The sequence below is a fragment of the Thiomonas sp. TH-17 genome (assembly GCF_057473305.1).
Map to the genome: position 1 here is coordinate 1 of NZ_JBYCKI010000065.1, position 20,433 is coordinate 20,433.

19 protein-coding genes are annotated in these 20,433 nt (G+C 63.5%); 9 read left to right on the forward strand and 10 right to left on the reverse strand.

The window, feature by feature from the left end:
• Positions 1-3,785: ATP-dependent RNA helicase HrpA (gene hrpA / locus AC2VLV_RS04275; RefSeq protein WP_486988794.1), on the reverse strand; the 3,785-nt coding region annotated here is incomplete at its 3' end.
• Positions 3,786-3,834: 49 nt separating this feature from the next.
• On the opposite strand from hrpA, the gene argA reads away from it, so the two are divergent.
• The 4 genes from argA to AC2VLV_RS04295 all read left to right on the forward strand — a co-directional run bounded on the left by argA (position 3,835) and on the right by AC2VLV_RS04295 (position 8,439).
• Complete coding sequence (argA, locus tag AC2VLV_RS04280) at positions 3,835-5,160, forward strand: amino-acid N-acetyltransferase (protein ID WP_486988795.1); 1,326 nt, start codon at positions 3,835-3,837, stop codon at positions 5,158-5,160.
• 22 nt (positions 5,161-5,182) lie between these two features.
• A complete protein-coding gene (locus AC2VLV_RS04285; protein WP_320375200.1) occupies positions 5,183-5,455 on the forward strand; it encodes an oxidative damage protection protein in 273 nt (90 codons plus the stop codon).
• A 276-nt stretch (positions 5,456-5,731) separates the two neighbouring features.
• A complete protein-coding gene (locus tag AC2VLV_RS04290) occupies positions 5,732-6,958 on the forward strand; it encodes an OmpP1/FadL family transporter (RefSeq protein WP_486988796.1) in 1,227 nt (408 codons plus the stop codon).
• A 71-nt stretch (positions 6,959-7,029) separates the two neighbouring features.
• Entirely contained in the window at positions 7,030-8,439 is a 1,410-nt protein-coding gene (locus AC2VLV_RS04295; RefSeq protein ID WP_486988797.1) for an exonuclease domain-containing protein, read from the forward strand.
• Positions 8,440-8,450: 11 nt separating this feature from the next.
• Here the strand turns inward: AC2VLV_RS04295 and fdx are convergent, their stop codons facing one another.
• From fdx to iscR, 7 genes are all read right to left on the reverse strand, one after another.
• Entirely contained in the window at positions 8,451-8,789 is a 339-nt protein-coding gene (gene fdx / locus AC2VLV_RS04300) for an ISC system 2Fe-2S type ferredoxin (RefSeq protein ID WP_013105374.1), read from the reverse strand.
• Between the two features lie 23 nt (positions 8,790-8,812).
• Positions 8,813-10,708 (reverse strand): Fe-S protein assembly chaperone HscA, encoded by a 1,896-nt coding sequence (gene hscA / locus AC2VLV_RS04305; protein WP_486988798.1) that lies wholly within the window; start codon positions 10,706-10,708, stop codon positions 8,813-8,815.
• 78 nt (positions 10,709-10,786) lie between these two features.
• Positions 10,787-11,323: a Fe-S protein assembly co-chaperone HscB gene (gene hscB, locus AC2VLV_RS04310; RefSeq protein WP_486988799.1), complete on the reverse strand. Its 537-nt coding sequence runs from the start codon at positions 11,321-11,323 to the stop codon at positions 10,787-10,789.
• Between the two features lie 49 nt (positions 11,324-11,372).
• Positions 11,373-11,696 carry an iron-sulfur cluster assembly protein IscA gene (iscA, locus tag AC2VLV_RS04315; RefSeq protein ID WP_486988800.1) on the reverse strand — a complete coding sequence of 108 codons (324 nt, stop codon included), beginning with the start codon at positions 11,694-11,696 and terminating at the stop codon, positions 11,373-11,375.
• Positions 11,697-11,733: 37 nt separating this feature from the next.
• On the reverse strand, positions 11,734-12,159 hold the full coding sequence (gene iscU, locus AC2VLV_RS04320) for a Fe-S cluster assembly scaffold IscU (RefSeq protein ID WP_486988801.1): 426 nt from the start codon (positions 12,157-12,159) through the stop codon (positions 11,734-11,736).
• A 120-nt stretch (positions 12,160-12,279) separates the two neighbouring features.
• Positions 12,280-13,500, reverse strand: a complete 1,221-nt coding sequence (locus AC2VLV_RS04325) for an IscS subfamily cysteine desulfurase (RefSeq protein ID WP_486988802.1) — start codon at positions 13,498-13,500, stop codon at positions 12,280-12,282.
• Between the two features lie 109 nt (positions 13,501-13,609).
• Entirely contained in the window at positions 13,610-14,146 is a 537-nt protein-coding gene (gene iscR / locus AC2VLV_RS04330) for a Fe-S cluster assembly transcriptional regulator IscR (RefSeq protein ID WP_486988803.1), read from the reverse strand.
• Between the two features lie 279 nt (positions 14,147-14,425).
• Between iscR and AC2VLV_RS04335 the strand changes: the two genes are divergently transcribed.
• The 4 genes from AC2VLV_RS04335 (at position 14,426) to AC2VLV_RS04350 (ending at position 19,069) form a co-directional block, all read left to right on the forward strand.
• The gene (locus tag AC2VLV_RS04335; RefSeq protein ID WP_486988804.1) at positions 14,426-15,325 is read left to right on the forward strand and encodes a LysR family transcriptional regulator; all 900 of its coding nucleotides are present in this window, start codon (positions 14,426-14,428) and stop codon (positions 15,323-15,325) included.
• 18 nt (positions 15,326-15,343) lie between these two features.
• Complete coding sequence (gene selD, locus AC2VLV_RS04340; protein ID WP_486988805.1) at positions 15,344-16,420, forward strand: selenide, water dikinase SelD; 1,077 nt, start codon at positions 15,344-15,346, stop codon at positions 16,418-16,420.
• Between the two features lie 255 nt (positions 16,421-16,675).
• Positions 16,676-17,266 (forward strand): TRAP transporter small permease subunit, encoded by a 591-nt coding sequence (locus AC2VLV_RS04345; RefSeq protein ID WP_486988806.1) that lies wholly within the window; start codon positions 16,676-16,678, stop codon positions 17,264-17,266.
• A gap of 3 nt (positions 17,267-17,269) precedes the next feature.
• A complete protein-coding gene (locus tag AC2VLV_RS04350) occupies positions 17,270-19,069 on the forward strand; it encodes a TRAP transporter large permease (protein WP_486988807.1) in 1,800 nt (599 codons plus the stop codon).
• A 72-nt stretch (positions 19,070-19,141) separates the two neighbouring features.
• Here AC2VLV_RS04350 and AC2VLV_RS04355 read toward each other — a convergent pair whose 3' ends face one another.
• Positions 19,142-19,768, reverse strand: coding sequence for an SCO family protein (locus AC2VLV_RS04355; protein WP_486988808.1), 627 nt, complete (start codon positions 19,766-19,768; stop codon positions 19,142-19,144).
• Positions 19,769-19,917: 149 nt separating this feature from the next.
• Between AC2VLV_RS04355 and AC2VLV_RS04360 the strand changes: the two genes are divergently transcribed.
• Positions 19,918-20,169: a hypothetical protein gene (locus tag AC2VLV_RS04360; protein WP_486988809.1), complete on the forward strand. Its 252-nt coding sequence runs from the start codon at positions 19,918-19,920 to the stop codon at positions 20,167-20,169.
• A 34-nt stretch (positions 20,170-20,203) separates the two neighbouring features.
• On the opposite strand, the gene AC2VLV_RS04365 is transcribed toward AC2VLV_RS04360, so the two are convergent.
• Positions 20,204-20,433: SCO family protein (locus tag AC2VLV_RS04365; RefSeq protein ID WP_486988810.1), on the reverse strand; the 230-nt coding region annotated here is incomplete at its 5' end.

Here is a 20,433-nt window from a genome sequence, read left to right on the forward strand (position 1 = left end):
CGGGCCGGATCGGCGCGAAATTTATCCAGCCGCCGCCCGATGGCCTGCAGATAGCGGGGAAAGTGCGCGATTTGCGCGGGCGGCGTCTCGGCGATGAAACGCGGGGGCAACAAGGCCTGCAACTGGGCGCGGATGTCGGCGTGCAGCGCGGGTTGGTTCTTGAACGCGGCCAGCTTTTTCTGCACTTGCGCGTGCTCGTCCAGAATCTGCGCCGCCAGCCGCACCATTTCGGCGGCCAGCAGTTGAAAGCGGGGCTTGCCTTCGCTCAGACGTTGGGCGAAGGCGGGTTTGTCGGCAGGCAGCGGCTCGGCGAGAAAGGCCCGGTCGAGCGCGGCATCCACAATCTGCGCGCGCAGCAGTTCGGCGGTGCCCAGCGACATGAACTGCATCGCCGCCTGCTGGAATCCGGGCAGATTTTTCTCCGCGTGCTTGATCTGATCGCGCAGTTGCAGCGCGAACAGACGGCGCAGGCCGCCGCGATGCAACCGCGCGGCTTCCTCGGCGGTGTCGAACACCTCCACATCGACCGCGCCGCCCTTGTCCACCAGGGCGGGAAAGCCGATCAGGGTGTGCGCGCCCCGGCGTAGTTCCAGCAGTTCAGGCAGGGCGTCGAAAGTCCAATCCGTCAGTCCTTGCAGCGCATCGGTGGGCACATTGATGGGCGCTTCGCTCGGCGCTGCGGCCACCGCGCCGGGCGCCGCTGGGGCTTCGGACGGGGCCTTGGCGTCTTTTTGCGGCGGCAGTTGGGTGCGCAGCTTGGCGAGTTCGGCAAACGCGCTGCGCGAAGCCTGGCCGTGATCGGCGCGCAGTTTGTCGATGTCTCGCCCGACATCGATGCGCCGTCCGTGAGCGTCGATCACCTGCACGTTGAAAAACAGATGCGGCCCGAGGGTTTCGAGCTTGAAGTCGGTGCGCTGCAGCGCCAACCCGGTGTGCTCGCGCACCTGTTCGCGCAAGGCGTCGAGCAGATCGCCCTGGCCGAATCGCTCTGCCGTGGTGAGCTGCGCGGCAAACGTCTCGGCGGTTTGCGGCAGCGGGACGAGGCGCGAACGCGGGCGTTGCGGCAGACTTTTGAGCAGCGCCAGAATCTTTTCCTTCAGCAGCCCCGGCACCAGCCATTGCAGCCGCTGCGCCGGAATCTGGTTGAGCGCGGCCAGCGGCGCCTGCACGGTGACGCCGTCGCGCGCGCCACCGGGGTCGAAGGTGTAGTCGAGCTGCAGCTCCAGCGCGCCGAGCTTGAGGCGGTTGGGAAACGTCTCGGTGGTGATGCCGGCGGCTTCGTGGCGCATCAACTCGTCGCGCTGCAGGAACAGCAGCTTCGGTTTGGCCCGCGACGCATCGCGGTACCAGCGGTCGAAACTGGCGCCGCCGTGCACTTCGTCGGGCACTTGCTGGTCGTAAAAGGCGTAGATGAGTTCTTCGTCCACCAGCACGTCGAGCCGCCGCGCCTTGTGTTCGAGACGTTCGATGTCGGCGATCAGCGCCTGGTTGTGCTGGAAAAAGGGCCAGCGGCAATCCCACTCGCCCGCCACCAGGGCCTCGCGCAGAAAAATCTCGCGCGCCTGCTTGGGGTCGAAACGGCCAAAATCCACCCGTCTCTGGTTGTAAACCACCAGTCCGTACAGCGTCGCGCGCTCGAAGGCGGTGACTTGCGCTGGCTTCTTTTCCCAATGCGGATCGAGCAGGCTGGTCTTGAGCAGGTGCGCGCCCACGCGCTCCAGCCACAGCGGCTCGATGCGCGCCACGCCGCGGGCGTACAGGCGGCTGGTTTCCACCAGTTCCGCCGCCATGATCCACCGCCCGGCCTTGCGCCCCAGCGGCGACGACGGATGGATGGCAAAGCGAATGCCTCTCGCGCCAAGGTACTGGGCATCGTCTTCGCCCTTGTAGCCCACGTTGCCGAGCAGGCCACTCAGCAAGGCGCAGTGAATCTGTTCAAAGGTGGCTTCGGTCGTGTTGAGCCGCCAGCCCTGCTCGGCCACCAGGGTGTGAAGCTGGCTGTGCACGTCATGCCATTCGCGCAGGCGCAGCGGAGACAGATACTGGCCGCGCAGTTCGCCCCACAATTTGCGCTGCGACTTTTTGTGGGCGATGGCCGCGTGGTAATGCGCCCAGAGCTTGAGCCAGCCGAGAAATTCGGAGCGCTCGTCGCTGAACTTGCGATGCGCTTCATCGGCCGCCTGCTGCGCCTCGGCGGGGCGTTCGCGCGGGTCTTGCACCGACAGCGCCGCGGCGATGATCAGCACTTCGGTCAGCGCTTCGCGGTTGCGGGCTTCGAGAATCATGCGGCCGATGCGCGGGTCCAGCGGCAGTCGGGCGAGTTCTCGGCCCAGCGGGGTGAGCGCATTGCGGTCGTCCACAGCGCCCAGTTCGGTGAGCAACTGGTAGCCGTCGGCAATCGCCTTGCCCGGCGGCGGCTCGATGAACGGAAACTGTTCGATGGAATCCAGCCCCAGCGCCTTCATGCGCAGAATGACGGCGGCCAGCGAAGACCGCTGGATTTCCGGCGTGGTGAAGCGCGGCCGCTCGGCGAACTCGGCTTCGTCGTAAAGCCGGATGCACACGCCGTTGGCCACCCGCCCGCAGCGCCCGGCGCGTTGCTGCGCCGCCGCCTGGCTGATGGGCTCGACCTGCAGCATTTCCACCTTGTTGCGGTAGCTGTAGCGTTTCACCCGCGCCAGCCCGGCGTCGATGACGTAGCGGATACCGGGCACGGTCAGCGAGGTTTCGGCCACATTGGTGGCCAGCACGATACGCCGCGCGCCGCCTGAGGCAAACACCCGCTCCTGCTCGGCCTGCGAAAGCCGGGCATACAGCGGCAGGATCTCCACGCCGGCGCGATGCGTGTCGAGATGGTGTTTGCGCAGCGCCGCTTCGGCTTCGCGGATTTCGCGCTCGCCGGGCAGAAACACCAGAATGTCGCCGGAACCGAGCCGCCAGAGTTCGTCCACCGCGTCGCAGATCGCCGCAGACTGGTCGCGATCGTCGCCCTTGTCCACGCCAAAAGGCCGCCAGCGCACTTCCACCGGATAGAGCCGTCCCGAGACTTCGATCACTGGCGCAAGGGTGGACTGCCCCCACGCTCCGGGCTGCGTCCCGTCGCTGCCCCCCGAGGGGGCGCCGCCCGGCTTGGGGCGGCCCGGCGCCGTGCGGGGAGCGCTTTCGGCAAAGTGCTCCGCAAACCGCTGTGCATCGATGGTGGCCGAGGTCACGATCACTTTCAGATCGAGACGGCGCGGCAGCAACTGTTTGAGGTAGCCCAGCAGCACATCGATGTTCAGGCTGCGCTCGTGCGCTTCGTCGATGATCAGGGTGTCGTAGGCGCGCAGCAGCGGATCAGTCTGGGTTTCCGCCAGCAAGATGCCGTCGGTCATCAGCTTGATCGACGCCCCGGGCTGCAGCCGGTCGTTGAAGCGCACCTTGTATCCGGCAATCGCACCCAGCTCGCTGCCGAGTTCCTGCGCCACGCGCTTGGCGATACTGGTGGCCGCCAGCCGCCGCGGCTGGGTGTGACCGATCAGCCCCGTTCCGCCCGCCCCGAGCCCGCGTCCGATGGACAGCGCGATTTTGGGCAACTGCGTGGTCTTGCCCGATCCGGTTTCGCCGCAGACGATCACCACCTGATGCTCGCGCAGCGCACGCGCGATGTCCTCGCGCCGCAGCGAAACCGGCAGCTCTTCAGGAAAGCGCACTTCGCCCACGGGCGTCGCCGTCACAGGCTTGCGCGGCGCGGCGGCATGGCGGGGGCGCTGGCGAGGGGATCGGGCGGCGGTGGATTCGGGCATGGAAGACATCAAAAACAAAAGCAACCCGACATTTTCGGATAATCGGGCCATGATCGCCCAGCAAGAACAATTCGTCGATTGGCTGCGCTCCGTCGCGCCTTACATCCATGCCCATCGCGGCAAGACCTTCGTGGTCGCCATCGCCGGCGAATTGATCGCGGCCGGACGCCTCAACGCGCTGGTGCAGGACGTTGCGCTGCTCACCGCGATGGGCGTGCGCATCGTGCTCGTGCACGGCTTTCGTCCGCAGGTCGAAGCGCAGTTGCGCGAAAAAGGCGTGGGCGCGCGCTACTCGCACGGCATGCGGGTGACCGATGAAGTCGCGCTCGATGCCGCGCAGGAAGCCGCGGGCCAGTTGCGCTTCGAAATTGAAGCCACGTTCTCGCAAGGCCTGCCCAACACGCCGATGGCTGGCGCCACCGTGCGCGTGGTCTCCGGCAATTTCATCATCGCCCGCCCCGTGGGCGTGATCGACGGCCTCGATTTCCAGCACACCGGGCTGGTCCGCAAGGTCGATGCCCCCACCATTCAGCGCGCGCTGGAATATGGCGCGGTCGTGCTCATGTCGCCCTTCGGCTACTCGCCCACAGGCGAAGCCTTCAACCTCAGCATGGAAGACGTGGCCAGCAGCGTGGGCGCGGCCATCAAGGCGGAAAAGCTCGTGCTGATCACCGAGGTGGACGGCGTGATCGACGACGCCCACAACCTCATCCCCGAACTGACCGTCGCACAGGCCGAAAACCTGCTGTCGCGCCTGCCCGATCCGCAGCAACCCACCGACACCGCGTTTTATTTGCGCCACGCGGTACGCGCAGTGCGCGGCGGCGTGACCCGAGCGCACATCGTGCCGTTCTCCATCGACGGCTCACTGCTGCTCGAACTTTTCACCCACGACGGCGTGGGTACCATGATCGCCGACGAGCATCTCGAACATCTGCGGCAAGCCACGGCCGACGATGTCGGCGGCATCCTGCAACTCATCGAACCGCTGGAAGAGCAAGGCGTGCTGGTCAAGCGCAGCCGCACCGAGATCGAGCGCGATATCAGCTACTACACCGTACTGGAGCACGACGGCATCATCTTCGGCTGCGCAGCGCTCTACCCCTACCCCGAGCAGAAAACCGGCGAAATGGCCGCGCTCACCGTTCACCCTTCCGCCCAAGGTCAGGGCGACGGCGAGCGCATCCTCAAACACATCGAACAACGCGCCCGGGCGCAGGGTCTGCAGAGTATTTTTGTGCTCACCACCCGCACCATGCACTGGTTTCTCAAACGCGGCTTCGTGCTGGTGGAGCGCGAATGGCTGCCGCACGAACGCCGTCTGCGCTACGACGATCAGCGACGCTCGCGCGTGCTGGTCAAACATCTCAACTGAACCCTCAATAAAGGACACTTTCATGGCACGCATGGTTCACTGCATCAAACTCGGCCGCGAGGCTGAAGGCCTCGATTTCGCCCCCTACCCCGGCGAACTCGGCGCACGAATCTACAACAACGTCTCCAAAGAGGCCTGGGCCGCCTGGCTCAAACACCAGACCATGCTGGTGAACGAAAACCGCCTCAACCTGGCCGATGCCCGCGCCCGCCAATACCTAGCGCGGCAGATGGAAAAATACTTTTTCGGCGAAGGCGCCGAAATGCCGCAAGGCTACGTGCCGCCCACAGCCTGAGTGAACTGAGCAGTCTGAAGCTGGGCGCAATACAGATTCCGCAAACTCGCCGCACGAATACTCTATGCAGTATTTTGTGCGGTTTTTCCTGTTCCCCTACAACAATTCACACAGTCGCGCAATCAACACTAAACACAATGTGGTGTATGCGCAGGTTCTCCTACCATCGTCTCAGCCTCAAATACTCAAATCAGTATTTCGAGTCATCGCCGTGATGGAGCGGCGCTATCAACCACCGATGGAGGCCGGGCTGCTCGCCCGGTAGGAGACAAAAGAATGCATCTGAAAAAACTGGCACTCTCGCTGGCCCTGGCCGGCATCGCCCTTCCCGCAGCGCACGCGACCGATGGCTATTTCCAGCCCGGCTTCAGCGTGAAGGCCAACGGCATGGGCGGCGTGGGCATCGCCCTGCCGCAAGACGCACTGGCCGCCGCCACCAACCCGGCCGGCATGGCCCTGATCGGCAATCGTGTCGACGGCGGCATCAGTCTCTTCCGCCCGGACCGCCAAGCCAAGATCAACGGCACGACCTATAGCGGCAACGACAAGCAGAACTTCATCATCCCGGAAGTCGGCGCCAACTACATGATCAACCCGACCATGTCGGCCGGCGTGAGCTTGTATGGCAATGGCGGCATGAACTCAGGCTACAGCAACATCGGCGGGTCCATGACGGGTCTGGCCAATGGCGCCGGCGTCGATCTGCAACAGATGTTCATTTCGCCCAGTTTCGCCTGGCGCGTAACGCCGACTCAAACCATCGGTGTGGCTGTGAATCTGGTGCAGCAGACCTTCCGTGCCAACGGCTTGGGCGCTTTTTCTCAGGCCTCGCAATCGCCCTCGAACCTGACGGATAACGGACACGATTCCTCCACGGGTGTCGGCGTGCGCATCGGCTGGATTGGTGAACTGGCCCCTGGGTTTTCGCTGGGCGCGACCTATCAGCCCAAGACGCACATGAGCAAATTCAGCAAATACAGCGGTCTGTTTGCTGACAGCGGCAGCTTTGATATTCCCGCAAATTACGGTATCGGCTTTGCCTGGAAGACTGGCCCGCTGACGGTTGCTGGAGATGTTGAACGCATTCTCTACAGCGACGTCAGCGCGATCGGCAACACATCGACCACGTTTCTGCAGAACCCCCTGGGCGCCCCGAATGGCCCAGGCTTCGGCTGGAAAAACATCACTGTTGTCAAACTCGGCGTGGCCTACGCGGTCGACCAGGCTTTGACTGTGCGTGCCGGGTGGAACCACAGCGACAATCCGGTCACCTCGCAGAATGTGTTCTTCAACACCATTGCTCCTGGAGTGATCAAGGATCACCTCACGCTGGGCATGACCTACGCCGTGAGCAACACGATGGAAGTGTCGGCCGATTACATCCACGCCTTCAAGAGCGACGTGACCGGCAATCTCGCACCGCCGCCTTATGGCCCCGGGGGCACCGAGGACCTGAGCATGTCCCAGAACACTCTGGGTGTGTCGGTGGGCTGGAAGTTCTGATCTATCCCAACCCAGAAAACCGCAGCTTCGGCTGCGGTTTTTTTATGTGTGTTTCGCCGACAATTCCAGCCATGCTTCCCTGCTACGTTCTGCTTGACCTCGAAACCACCGGCTCCAACCCGGTGCTTGATCGCATCACCGAAGTGGCGGTCATGCGGGTTGAGCAGGGGGAAGTGGTGGCGAAGTGGAGTCGGCTGGTCAATCCGGGGCAGCGCATTCCGCCTTTCATTCAGCAGCTCACTGGCATTGACGACGCCATGGTGGCGGGGGCTCCGGCGTTTGGCGAGGTGCTGCCCGAACTACTCGCCGTGCTGGATGGCGCCGTGCTCGTGGCGCACAACGTGCGCTTCGACCACGGCTTTCTGAAACAGGCCGCGGCGCGCGAGGGGGTGGATCTGCGGGTGAAAACTCTGTGCACCGTGCGCCTCTCGCGCAAGCTCTACCCGCAGGCCCGCGGGCATGGGCTGGACGCCATCATGCGCCGCCACGGGCTGCACACCACGGCTCGGCATCGGGCGATGGGCGATGTCGAGCTCCTGCATCAATGGCTGCAGATCGCCCAGACGGAACTTGGCCCTGCCGCGGTGCAGGCTGCGGCGCAGGAGTTGTTGCGCGGCAGTGCGAGCCTGCCGCCGCATCTGGAAACCCCGGTGGACGATATTCCCGAAACGCCCGGGGTCTATCTGTTTTACGGCGAGGGCGAAGTACCGCTCTATATCGGCAAGAGTGTGCGCCTGCGCGCCCGGGTGCTGTCGCACTTTCAGGCGGATCACCGCGACGCGCGGGAATTGCGCCTGGCGCAGGAGGTGCGGCGGGTCGAATGGCGGGAGACGGCGGGTGAGTTTGGCGCCCTGCTGCTGGAGATGCGGCTCATCAAGGAGCTGCAGCCCCTGCTCAACCGGCAACTGCGCCGTGAGCGGCAGCTTTGCGCGTGGCGGTTGGCCGAAGACCCCGCGGCCCGGCCGCTGCTCACGCTGGTGCGTGCAGACGATCTCGATCCGCGAATTTTCCCGCAGTTGTATGGCTGTTACCGGAGTAAGCGACAGGCCGTCGAGGCCTTACGCGCTCTCGCCCAACGCCACGCGCTGTGCCCGCAGGCGCTGGGTCTTGAATCGGGCAAGGGCCGCTGCTTCGCGCAGCAAATCGGTCAGTGCAAGGGAGTGTGCTACGGCCTCGAATCAGCCGAGCGGCATCACGCCCGCCTGCAGCTGGCGCTGGCTGCGGAGCGGCTGCGTGCTTGGCCTTACGCCGGGCCCGTCGGGCTGCGCGAGCACAGCCCTGAGCAGGACCGCACCGAGGTGCATGTATTCGACCAATGGCGGCATCTGGGAACGGCGCGTTGCGAAACCGATGTGGCCGAGTTGATGGAGAGCCGACGCGAGACCAAGAGCGGCGGCTTCGACCTGGACATCTATCGTCTGCTGTTGAGCCGTCTGTCAGGCGCCAAGGGGCCGCCGCCCGATCTGATCCGCCTGGGGTAAGCCACGACGATTCAGCCGTGTTCCTTGGCGTGGTTGATCGAGTATTTCGGAATCTCGATGGTCACGTCTTCGTCAGCCAGAATGGCCTGGCAGGATAGACGCGAGGTGGGCTCCAGACCCCAGGCGCGGTCGAGCAGATCTTCTTCGCTTTCGTCGAGTTCGCCCAAGCTGTCATAGCCCTTGCGCACCACCACATGACAAGTGGTGCAGGCGCATTGCATGTCGCAGGCGTGTTCGATGGGCACGCCGTTTTCCAGCAGGGCCTCGCAGATCGAGGTGCCGCGCCCGGCGCTGACTTGTTTGCCTTGCGGGCAGTATTCGGGATGCGGCAGTACCGTGATGATGGGCATGGTGAGAATGAGGTGAGAACGTCTCAGGACGCCGTGCTGGACGGCGTGTCGGTGAGCTGCGCGATCTGATCGACGGATTGACCCGCCAGCGCGCGTTGAATGCTGCGGTTCATGCGCCGCTCGGCAAACGCATCGGTCTGCCGTGTCAGCGCCTCGGTGGCGAGGCGGATCTGATCGATGTCGCCGCCTTGTTCGGCCTGTGCCAGAGCGGCCATATCGGTATGAATCTGCGCGACTTCCTGCTCGCTCAGCAGATCGCGGTCGAGCTGCATGGCGTTGCGTGTGGCGGCCAGCAGGGCCTGGGCGTCCACCCGCGCTTCCTGCAGCATGCGGGCGTCACGGTCGTCCTGGGCGTGGGCCACGCTGTCATGCAGCATCTGTGCGATCTGCGCGTCATCCAGGCCGTAGGCGGGCTTGACCTGCACCTGGGCCTGCACGCCGGTGGTCAGCTCTTGCGCGCTGACTTCGAGCAGACCGTCGGCATCGACGGCAAAAGTCACGCGGATACGCGCGGCGCCCGCCACCATGGGCGGAATGCCGCGCAGCTCGAAGCGCGCCAGCGAGCGGCAGTCGCTCACCAGTTCGCGCTCGCCCTGCACCGCATGAATGGCCATGGCGGTCTGCCCGTCGCGGAAGGTGGTGAAGTCTTGCGCGCGCGCCTGAGGAATGGTGCTGTTGCGCGGCAGAATGTGCTCGACCAGTCCGCCCATGGTTTCAACGCCGAGCGACAGGGGAATGACGTCGAGCAGCAGCACATCGTCGGCCCCGGCATTGCCCGCCAGCGCGTTGGCCTGGATGGCCGCGCCCAGCGCCACGACCTGATCGGGGTCGAGATCGGTGAGAGGCGCCTTGCCCATGACGCGCGCAACCGCCTGGCGGATCATGGGCATGCGCGTGGCGCCGCCCACGAGCACCACGCCCTGCACGTCTGCGGTACTGACCTGCGCGTCGCTCAAAGCGCGGCGCAACAGCGCGAGGGTGCGTTGCACCAGATCGGCGCTGGTCTGCTCGAAATCGTCGCGTTGCACAGTGCCGGTGTGAGTAGCGCCATCGGCCAGTGCCACGGTGTATTCCACCGAGCTGGCCGCGCTCAGCGACTCTTTGGCTTGGCGCGCAGCCATGCGCCACTGCCGTTGCAGGCTGGCCGATAGCTCGGGATTGCCGGCCTGTTGCCGCATCAGCGCCTCGATGCGCAGGTCGAAATCGTCACCGCCCAGCGCGGTGTCGCCGCTGGTGGCGACCACCTCGAACACCCCTTTGGTCAGCCGCAGCACGGAAAGATCGAAAGTGCCGCCGCCCAGGTCGTAAATGACATACAGACCTTCGACGCCATGATCGAGCCCGTAAGCCAGCGCCGCTGCCGTGGGTTCGTTGATGAGGCGCAGCACATGCAAACCCGCGAGTTGCGCGGCGTCTTTGGTCGCCTGGCGCTGGGCATCATCGAAGTAAGCGGGCACGGTAATCACCGCACCGACCAACTCGCCGCCAAGAGTGTCTTCGGCGCGCCAGCGCAGCACGCGCAGGATGTCGGCCGAGACCTGAACCGGCGTCATCTCGCCAGCGGCAGTCTGGAATCGGACCATGCGCGCATCGTCCGTGATGCGGTAATGCGCAAGCGCCGTCGGCGGCAGATCGCCCGGGCTGCGGCCCATATAGCGTTTGACCGAAACGAGGGTATTGGCCGGATCGAGCGCCTGCTCTTCACGCGCGCGCAGGCCCACTTCGGCACGGCCATCGGCGTGGTAGTGCACCACGGAGGGCAGCAGCACCTGCCCCTGCGCATCAGGCAGACATTGCGGTGAGCCGCTGAGCACGGCGGCGACGAGCGAGTGCGTGGTACCCAGATCGATGCCCACGGCACGTCGGTGCTGGTGCGGGTCGGGCGATTGTCCGGGTTCGGAGATTTGCAACAGGGCCATGGCAACAGAGAGGTAATCGCTCAGCTCGGCCGAGGTTGACTCGAAGCGCCGGAGCGAGGAAATGAAATCAATCGGATATCAAACGGCGGGCTGCGGCAAGGAATCGGATGTACGCCGCAGTTCTTCGCTGAATCGGTCGAGAAACAACAGGGCGCGCACCTGCTCGGCGGCCGCTTGAGGGGCGTTCTGCTCATCGAGCGCCTGACGAATGGCTTCGATGCGCTGGGCGCGCTGCGCCTGCACCTCGACCTGCAAGGCTTGAAGCCCGCTTGCATCGGCCGTTTCCCGCAACTCATCGAGCGCTTCGCGCCATTGCATCTGCTGCATCAGAAATTCGGTGGGCATGGCGGTGTTGTTCTCTGCCTGCACCGCCACGCCGCGCCGCTCGCACAGGTAGGACGCGCGCTGAACCGGGTTCTTGAGGGTGAGGTAGGCCGCGTTGGCCTGCGCCGCCATCTGCATGGCCAGACGTTTATCGCGATCCGACCCGGAAGCGAAACGGTCGGGATGCACTTGCGACTGCACCACGAGCCGCGCCCGCTCCAACTGCGCTGTGTCGAGGGAAAAGGTTTCGGGAAGGCCGAACAGGGCGAAATAAGACTGAGCGAGATCCATCAGATCAAAGGCGCCGGGCGACGTCCATGAGCAAGGCACCTGCAGCCGATCAAACCCGGAACGACTCGCCGCAGCCGCAGCGATCTTTTTCGTTGGGGTTGTTGAACTGGAAGCCCTGGTTCAGTCCCTGACGCACGAAGTCGAGTTCGGTGCCGTCCACATAGGCCAGACTCTTGGGATCGACCAGAATCTTGACGCCGTGGCTCTCGAACGCCAGATCTTCCTCAGACGCCTGATCGACGAATTCGAGTTTGTAGGCCATGCCGGAGCAGCCGGTGGTCTTGATGCCCAAGCGCACCCCCAGCCCTGCACCCCGCTTGGCGAGATGGCGCTGCACCTGCTCGGCCGCGCGCTCGGTCATTGTGACTGACATCTTCGGTTCCCTTTGTCTTGGTCCTTTTTCGCGGCGCTCAAGCGGCCTGGGCCTGCTCAGTCGCCAGCGCTTGCTCGGCAGTACGACCATGACGCTGCTGGTAATCGCTCACCGCCGCCTTGATGGCGTCTTCGGCCAGGATGGAGCAATGAATCTTGACCGGCGGCAGCGCGAGTTCTTCGGCGATCTGGCTGTTGCGGATTTCGAGCGCCTGATCGAGCGTCTTGCCCTTGACCCACTCGGTCACCAGCGAAGACGAGGCAATGGCCGAACCGCAGCCGTAGGTCTTGAAGCGGGCATCTTCGATCACGCCCTGATCGTTGACGCGAATCTGCAACTTCATCACATCGCCACACGCCGGAGCGCCCACCATGCCGGTGCCGACCTGCGGGTCGTCCTTGGCAAAAGAGCCCACGTTACGCGGGTTTTCATAGTGGTCCACCACTTTGTCACTGTAAGCCATGATCTTGTCCTCCTCGAAGCGCTCGCCGAAAGCGGCGAACGACACATCCAATAATTCCGACCCCTATTGTCGGCTATTTGCACAACCCTGATGCAGATAGGCGCTTAGCCGCAAAGCCGCTCAGTGCGCCGCCCACTGGATGGTGCTGATGTCGATGCCTTCCTTGTACATGTCCCAGAGGGGCGAGAGATCGCGCAGCTTGGCCACGCTCTCGCGCAGCTGGCGCACGGCGGAGTCGATTTCCTCTTCGGTCGTGTAGCGGCCGATGGTCATGCGCAGCGAGGAATGCGCCAGTTCGTCGCTCCGTCCCAGGGCACGCAGCACATACGAGGGCTCCAGGCTGGCGGAAGTGCAGGCCGAGCCGCTGGATACCGCAATGCCCTTGATCGCCATGATCAGCGATTCGCCCTCGACGTAGTTGAAACTGATGTTGAGGTTGTGCGGCACACGGCGCTCAAGGTCGCCGTTCACGTAAACCTCTTCGATGTCCTTGAGGCCGTCAAGCAGGCGCTGCTGCAGCATGCGGGCGCGCTCGATGCTCGCTCCGAGTTCGGCCTTGGCGATGCGAAACGCCTCGCCCATGCCCACGATCTGATGCGTGGGCAGCGTGCCCGAGCGCAGGCCGCGCTCGTGTCCGCCACCGTGCATTTGCGCAATCAGCCGCACCCGCGGCTTGCGCCGCACATAAAGCGCGCCGATGCCCTTGGGGCCATAAGTCTTGTGCGAAGCCAGGCTCATCAGATCGACCTGCCAGGCCTGCAGATCGATCACCATCTTGCCGGTGGCCTGCGCCGCGTCCACATGAAAAATGATGCCGCGCTCGCGGCAGATGCGGCCAATCTCGGGAATGTCCTGAATCACGCCGATCTCGTTGTTGACCAGCATGACCGAAACCAGAATGGTGTCCGGGCGCAGCGCCGCCTTGAATACGTCGAGGTTGAGCAGACCATCGGGCTGCACGTCGAGGTAGGTGGCATCAAAACCCCGGCGCTCCATTTCGCGCACGGTATCGAGCACCGCCTTGTGCTCGGTCTTGACGGTGACGATGTGCTTGCCCTTGCCCTGATAGAACTCCGCCGCGCCCTTGATGGCGAGGTTGTTCGACTCGGTGGCGCCGGACGTCCAGATGATTTCCTTGGCGTCGGCGTTGATCAGCGCGGCCACCTGCTCGCGAGCCTTCTCCACCGCAGCCTCCGCCTCCCAGCCCCAGGCATGACTGCGCGACGCCGGGTTGCCGAAATGCTCGCGCAGCCAGGGAATCATGGCATCAACCACCCGCGGGTCCACGGGAGTGGTCGCGGCGTAGTCCATGTAAATCGGGAGATGGGGCGTTGTGGACATGGTGGGAATGCTCAGTGGAAATGCTCAGGAAGCGTGCTTGTTATCGGCGAAAACTCATAGCGGAATGCCCCGACGCGCAGCGCCGGGCTCAAAACTCTTGAAACCAGTCTCAACTCAAAGTCTGCGCGAGGTTGAACACCGAATTCGGCGCCTTGACCTTGATCGGCTTGGCCGTCACCGGCAGCGGAGAAACGGGCTTACGGGTGATGGCCACCTCTTCCACCGTGACTCCCTTGGCGAGGTTCTGCTCGACCAGCCCCTTGAGATTGACCGAATCGAGAAACTCCACCATCTTGGAGTTGAGTTGCGCCCAGAGGTCGTGCGTCATGCAGGGGCCGTTGTCTTCCCCGTTGCAATTTTCCTTGCCGCCGCATTGAGTGGCGTCAAGCGGCTCGTCCACGGCGATGATGATGTCGGCAATGCTGATTTCTTCTGATTTGCGCGAAAGCGTGTAGCCGCCACCGGGGCCGCGCACGGAGTCGACCAGCTCATGACGGCGCAGTTTGCCGAACAACTGCTCCAGATAAGAAAGGGAAATATGCTGGCGCTGGCTGATGCCGGCCAGAGTTACGGGGCCCAGATGTTGACGCATGGCCACGTCGATCATCGCGGTTACGGCAAAACGTCCTTTGGTGGTCAGTCGCATGGCGGCTCTCCTCAACATGAATGATGGCCAGTTGCAACGTCAGGGCGACCGCCTTGGGCAGGCTTGCAGCAGACATTACACAGTGCCGGAATGGAAAATACCCGACGAAACTAGTGGGTGAATTCTACAAATCCCGATCTTTTTCGTCAACCTCTCAGACTTTTCCCCCGCCCCAAAGTTCCGAGGCGGAAGGCAATTTTTTCTGTGATGTCCGCGTGGGTATTCAAGCCGTCTGGTTTATGCTTGGCTTGAAATCAATCCAACGAATAGATCAAACCCATGCGACTGACCCTGCGGCAAATGGAAGTGCTGGTGGAGATTGCGCACAGCCGCAGCGCCACCGCCGCGGGCGATACTCTGTCCATGTCGCAGTCCGCCGTCAGTGCGGCACTGGCTGAACTGGAAGCGCAGCTCGGCGAGCGCGTCTTCGACCGGGTCGGCAAACGGCTGGTGCTCAATGATTCCGGCCGCCTGCTGCTGCCCCGCGCCATGGCCATCCTTGACCAGACCCGCGGCATCGAGGCGCTATTCAGCGCGGGCGCAGCGGCGCTGCGCATCGGCGCGAGCAGCACCGTGGGCAACGCCATTCTGCCGGGCATCATGGCGGAGTTCTGCCGCGAGTTTCCCGCCGCACAGTTCTGTCTGCGTGTGGGCAACACCCAGGCCATCGCCGAGGCCGTGGCGCAGTTCGAGGTCGATCTCGGGCTCGTCGAAGGTGCCTGTCACCGCGACGACCTGGCCATTCAGCCTTGGCTGCGCGATGCGCTGGTCGTGGTTTGCGCCCCTGACAGTCCACTGGCGGGCCGCGAGGTCAGTCTGGACGAGTTGCGCGAAGCCCGCTGGCTGCTGCGCGAGGCGGGCTCGGGCACCCGAGAAACCGTCGAAACCCTGCTGCTCGAACATTTGCACGGCTTCGATCGCGCCATGGTGCTGGGTAGTTCAGAGGCCATACGCGGCGCGGCCATCGCCGGTCTGGGACTGACCTGCATTCCCCGCCGATTGGTGCGCGATGCGCTGGATCACGGCCACCTAGTCACCGTGCGCAGCCCGCTGCCGCCCATGCACCGCACGCTCTACATCGTGCACCACCAGAAAAAGACCTTCTCCCAGCCGCTGCAACGCTTTTTGCAGTTCTGCCAGACCTGGCAGGACGATTCTTCTGTCTCCACCCCCGGCTGATCCACAGATCCCTTTCCCATGAACTCAGCTCCCGACACCCCTGCCACACCGGCCGCCCCCCGTCTCACCTCGCTATCACATGGCGGCGGCTGTGGCTGCAAGATTGCGCCTGGCGTCTTGTCCGAAATCCTGAAAAAACACGCGCCGCTGCTGCCCAAGCCTGAGGCCCTGCTGGTCGGCAACGAGTCTGCGGATGATGCGGCCGTGTATCTGCTCAACCCCGAACAGGCGCTGATTGCGACGACCGATTTCTTCATGCCCATCGTGGACGACCCTTTCGACTTCGGACGGATCGCCGCGACCAACGCCATATCCGACATTTACGCCATGGGCGGCACGCCCATCATGGCGCTGGCGCTCGTGGGCATGCCCATCGGCGTGATGCCGCTCGACTCGGTCGCGGCGATTCTGCGCGGGGGCGAAACCGTCTGCGCGCAGGCCGGCATTCCCATTGCAGGGGGACACAGCATCGATTCGGTCGAGGCCATTTACGGATTGGTGGTCATGGGCCTGGCGCACCCCAGCCACATCCGCCGCAACGACAGCGCCCGACCCGGCGACGTGATCGTGCTGGGCAAACCGCTGGGCGTGGGCATTCAGTCGGCTGCGCTCAAAAGCGAGGCGCTCGATGCCGCGGGCTACGCGCGCATGATTGCCAACACCACGCAGCTCAACACCCCCGGCAAGCAACTGGCCCAACTGCCGGGCGTGCACGCCCTGACCGACGTCACCGGTTTCGGCCTGCTCGGCCATCTGCTGGAAGTCTGCCGCGGCTCGGGCCTGCGGGCGGAAGTGCGTTTCGCCGATGTGCCCCTCATCGAAGGCGTGGTGGAGCTGGCGGACGCCGGCATGATCACGGGCGCATCGCGCCGCAACTGGGCCAGCTATGGCGGCGAAGTCGCGCTTGCCCCCGATCTGCCGCCGCTGGCTCAAACGCTGCTCACCGATCCGCAGACCTCCGGCGGCCTGCTCGTGACCTGCGCGCCGGAGCAGATTGACGAGGTGCTGCGCGTCTTCCGCGACGATGGTTTTGCGCAAGCCGCCGTCATCGGCCTATTGAAAGCGGGCGCTCCGGGCATTGACGTGCGCGCCTGAGCGCCGCTGGCTCTTATCCCTCCTCTTGCGTCCCCCTTCTTGCGCGCCACGGCGATTACCGCCGCCGCGCGCAAGACTGCTTCACCCCCTCCCTTGCGGGCAAACCCGAGCCCGAAAATTTCAGTTCGCGCCTGTTACATCTTTATACTTCGGCCGCGGACTGTTTCAGCTCTGTCATGCGATAAAGCCTTGCCATGACACTTCTCTGAACAAACAGCCGTCAACGACTCGTTCACAAAACAATCGGGAGATGTCTTGAACGCCTTACTTGCCCTGTCCCGCGGGATTGACTGGCTCAACGAGCGCGTGGGCCGCTTTGCCCTTTGGCTCATTCTTGCTTCGGCCATCATCAGCGCACTCAATGCGGTCGTACGCAAAGCCTTCGACTACAGCTCGAACGCCTTTCTGGAAATTCAGTGGTATCTGTTCGCCGCGGTGTTTCTCCTGGCGGCCGGCTACACCTTTTTGCACAACGAGCATGTGCGCATCGACGTGCTCTCCAGCAAGCTCTCGCCGCGCGGGCGCAACTGGATCGACATCATCGGCATCGTGTTCTTTCTGTTTCCCTTCGTGGTTGAAACCGTGCGGCTGTCGCTGCCCACGGTGATCAACGCCATCGCCTCGGGCGAAATGTCGAGCAATGCCGGCGGGTTGATCCGCTGGCCGGTCTACATCCTCGTGCCCATCGGATTCTCGCTGCTCGGGCTGCAGGGCGTCTCCGAGCTGATCAAACGCGTGGCTTTTTTGCGCGGGCTGATCGACGACCCGCTGGTGAAGAAAAACGAAAAAACGGCAGAAGAAGAATTGGCCGAATTCATGTTGGCGCAGAAAAAAAACGAGGCCTAATAAATGACCGCCTTTCTCATTGCGAATATCGCGCCCATCATGTTTGCGGCGCTGGTGCTGTTTTTGCTGGTCGGTTTTCCGGTGGCATTCAGTCTGGCGGCCTGCGGCCTGCTGTTCGGTTTCATCGGCGTGGAACTCGGGCTGATGCCGCAGGCGCTGCTCGAAGCCATTCCGCTGCGCATCATCGGCATCATGCAGAACGACACGCTGCTGGCCATTCCCTTCTTCACCTTCATGGGCCTGCTGCTGGAGCGCAGCGGTATGGCCGAAGACCTGCTGGAAACCATCGGCCAATTGTTCGGCCCGATCCGCGGCGGCCTGGCCATTGCGGTCATTCTGGTGGGCGCGCTGCTGGCGGCGACCACCGGCGTAGTGGCGGCTTCGGTGATTTCGATGGGCCTGATCTCGCTGCCCATCATGCTGCGCTACGGCTATGACCGCCGTGTCGCCACGGGCGTCATCGCCGCGTCGGGCACGCTGGCACAGATCATTCCGCCCTCGCTGGTGCTCATCGTCATGGCCGACCAGCTCGGGCGCAGCGTGGGCGATATGTACAAGGGCGCGTTCATTCCCGGCTTCGTGCTCACAGGTTTGTATCTCGCTTACGTCGTGGGCGTGACCTTGTTCAAGCCGCAATGGGCGCCGGCGCTTCCGCCCGAGGCCCGCACCATCCGCGAGCCCAATGGCGACAGCGGCCTGCGCTCGCTGGGCATTCTGTTTGGCCTGGTGCTGATCTCCAGCATCGTGCTGGCCAAGAACTATGGTGCGCTACTGAGCTGGCGCGCGGGCCATGAGGTCACCGCCGCGCTGGACGAAACCATCGTGGTGGCGATGACCTTTGGGGTGCTGCTCTCGCTGGCGCTTGCCTTTATCAACCGCGGCCTCAAACTCAATCTGTTGTCGCAGATGGCCGAGCGCGTGACGTTTGCCCTGGTGCCGCCGCTCACACTGATCTTCCTCGTGCTGGGCACCATTTTCCTCGGCGTCGCCACACCGACCGAAGGCGGCGCGATGGGCGCCGTGGGCGCGCTGATCATGGCATTTGGTCGCAAGCGGCTCAGTATCGATCTGCTCAAGCAGGCGCTCAACACCACGACCAAGCTCTCCACCTTCGTGCTGTTCATCCTCATCGGCTCCACGGTGTTCAACCTGGTGTTCCAGGGGCTGGACGGCCGCGTCTGGGTGGAGCATCTGCTCACCAGCCTGCCGGGCGGTGTGCTGGGCTTCCTCATCGTGGTGAACATCCTGGTGTTCGTGCTGGCCTTCTTCCTCGACTTCTTCGAGCTGGCGTTCATCATCATTCCGCTGCTTGGGCCGGTGGCTGAGAAACTGGGCATCGACCTGATCTGGTTCGGCGTGCTGCTGGCGGTGAACATGCAGACCTCGTTCATGCACCCGCCTTTCGGCTTCGCGCTGTTTTACCTGCGCAGCGTCGCCGCCAAAAACGACTACACGGATAAGGAGACCGGCAAGCGCATCGCCCGTGTCACCACCGGGCAGATCTACTGGGGTGCGGTGCCCTTCGTGGTCATTCAGGTCATCATGGTCGGCTTGATCATTGCCTTCCCCGGTCTGGTTACCAGCGGCCTGGACCATCATTCTGAAGTCGACATCAACAAGGTGCAGATCATCGGACCGTCTGATGACAACAGCTATGAGTCCATCGCCCCGCCGAGCTTTGGTGGATCAGAGGCCGCCCCGGCCGAAGGAGGCAGCGCGCCAGCCGCCGAGGAGGAAGACCCCGCCGCTGCGGTGATGCGCTCGCTGCAAACCGAGCAGCCAGCGAGCGCCGCCTCGCAGTAACGCGGCTATCGCCCACGAAAAAGGCCCGGAACTCCGGGCCTTTTTCGTTCCTGGCATCAACGCACGGTTGCGTCAGCCCTCGTCGGCGATCAGTTGCTTGAGGTCGTGCACAAACGCGGCTGGAGGATTGGTGTCAGAACCCAACAGATGAATGCGTCCACTGCGGCCGAAGATATACACGCCGGCGCTGTGATCGACCACATAATTGCCCTGCGCATCAGGTTTGCCGTAGCTGTAGATCACACGGTAACGGCGGGTGAGCGCATCGATCTGCTTGATGGTGCCCGTCAGGCCGATGGCATTGGGGCTGAATGCTGCGGTGTACGCCTTGAGAATGGTGTTGGAGTCGCGCTTGGGGTCCACGCTGACGAACAGAATGCGCACATCCTTGCCTTCGGGGCCCAGTTGCTGCACCACATTCGACATGAGCTGCATGGTGGTCGGGCAAACGTCGGGGCAATGGGTGTAGCCGAAGTAGAGCAAAACGATCTTGCCCTTGTAGTTCTCCGCCGTGACCTTTTGATCTAGATCGTTGGTGAGATTGAATTCGAGATTGGGCATCACGCCAGTGATGTTGCTGAGCTGCCAGGTCTGGTTGTTGTGGTGCCCGCAGCCTGCCAGCGGCAAGGCCAGCGCCCCCAGCAAAACGAGGCGGCGCGAAAGGAATCGAGACTGAGACAAGATGGGAGGCAACGTCATGGTGAATTTCGCAAAAAACGTTCGTTTTCAAACAGGCTTGCATTGTGCCGCGTCTGGGATCGGCTGAGCGTCACAACTCTTTACCGGGCAAGGCGCAACCAAAAGTCACCCAGCCACTCCAAAGCGCTCTGACTGCATCTGGAGCTGCCATGTCCAAGCGCGCCCTTCTCAAAGCCCTGCTGGCCGGTGGGCTGACCACCCTGGCCACTGCGGCACTTACAGTTCACGCGGCCAGCGCGCCTCAAGCGCCGCTGGTCGCGATCAATGTGCTGCATATCGCCCCGCTCGATCATCACGCATTGCCCCTCACCGCCCTGCCGCCGGGGCAAGGTGTGATGGTGGTGAATGACACGCATCGCCCCTTGCAGGTCAAGGGCTTCGCACGCGGCGGCAGCGCTTAATCGCTGTCAGATCAGCGCCGTCAGATCAGCGCCGTCAGATCAGCTTTTGCCACCAGCTTTTGTGCGCATCGGCAAGAAGCTGGCGCACGTCGTGGGCGATGCCTTCGGGCGGCGTGAGTTCGGTGCCGATCAAGCGGCCATTGCCGTGAGGGCCAAACACATAAATTGCCGCGCTGTGGTTGACCACATAGTTGCCATGCGCGTCGGGCTTGCCGTAGGAATAGCTGACGTGATAGCGGCCCGCCAGCGTTTTGGTCTGCGCCA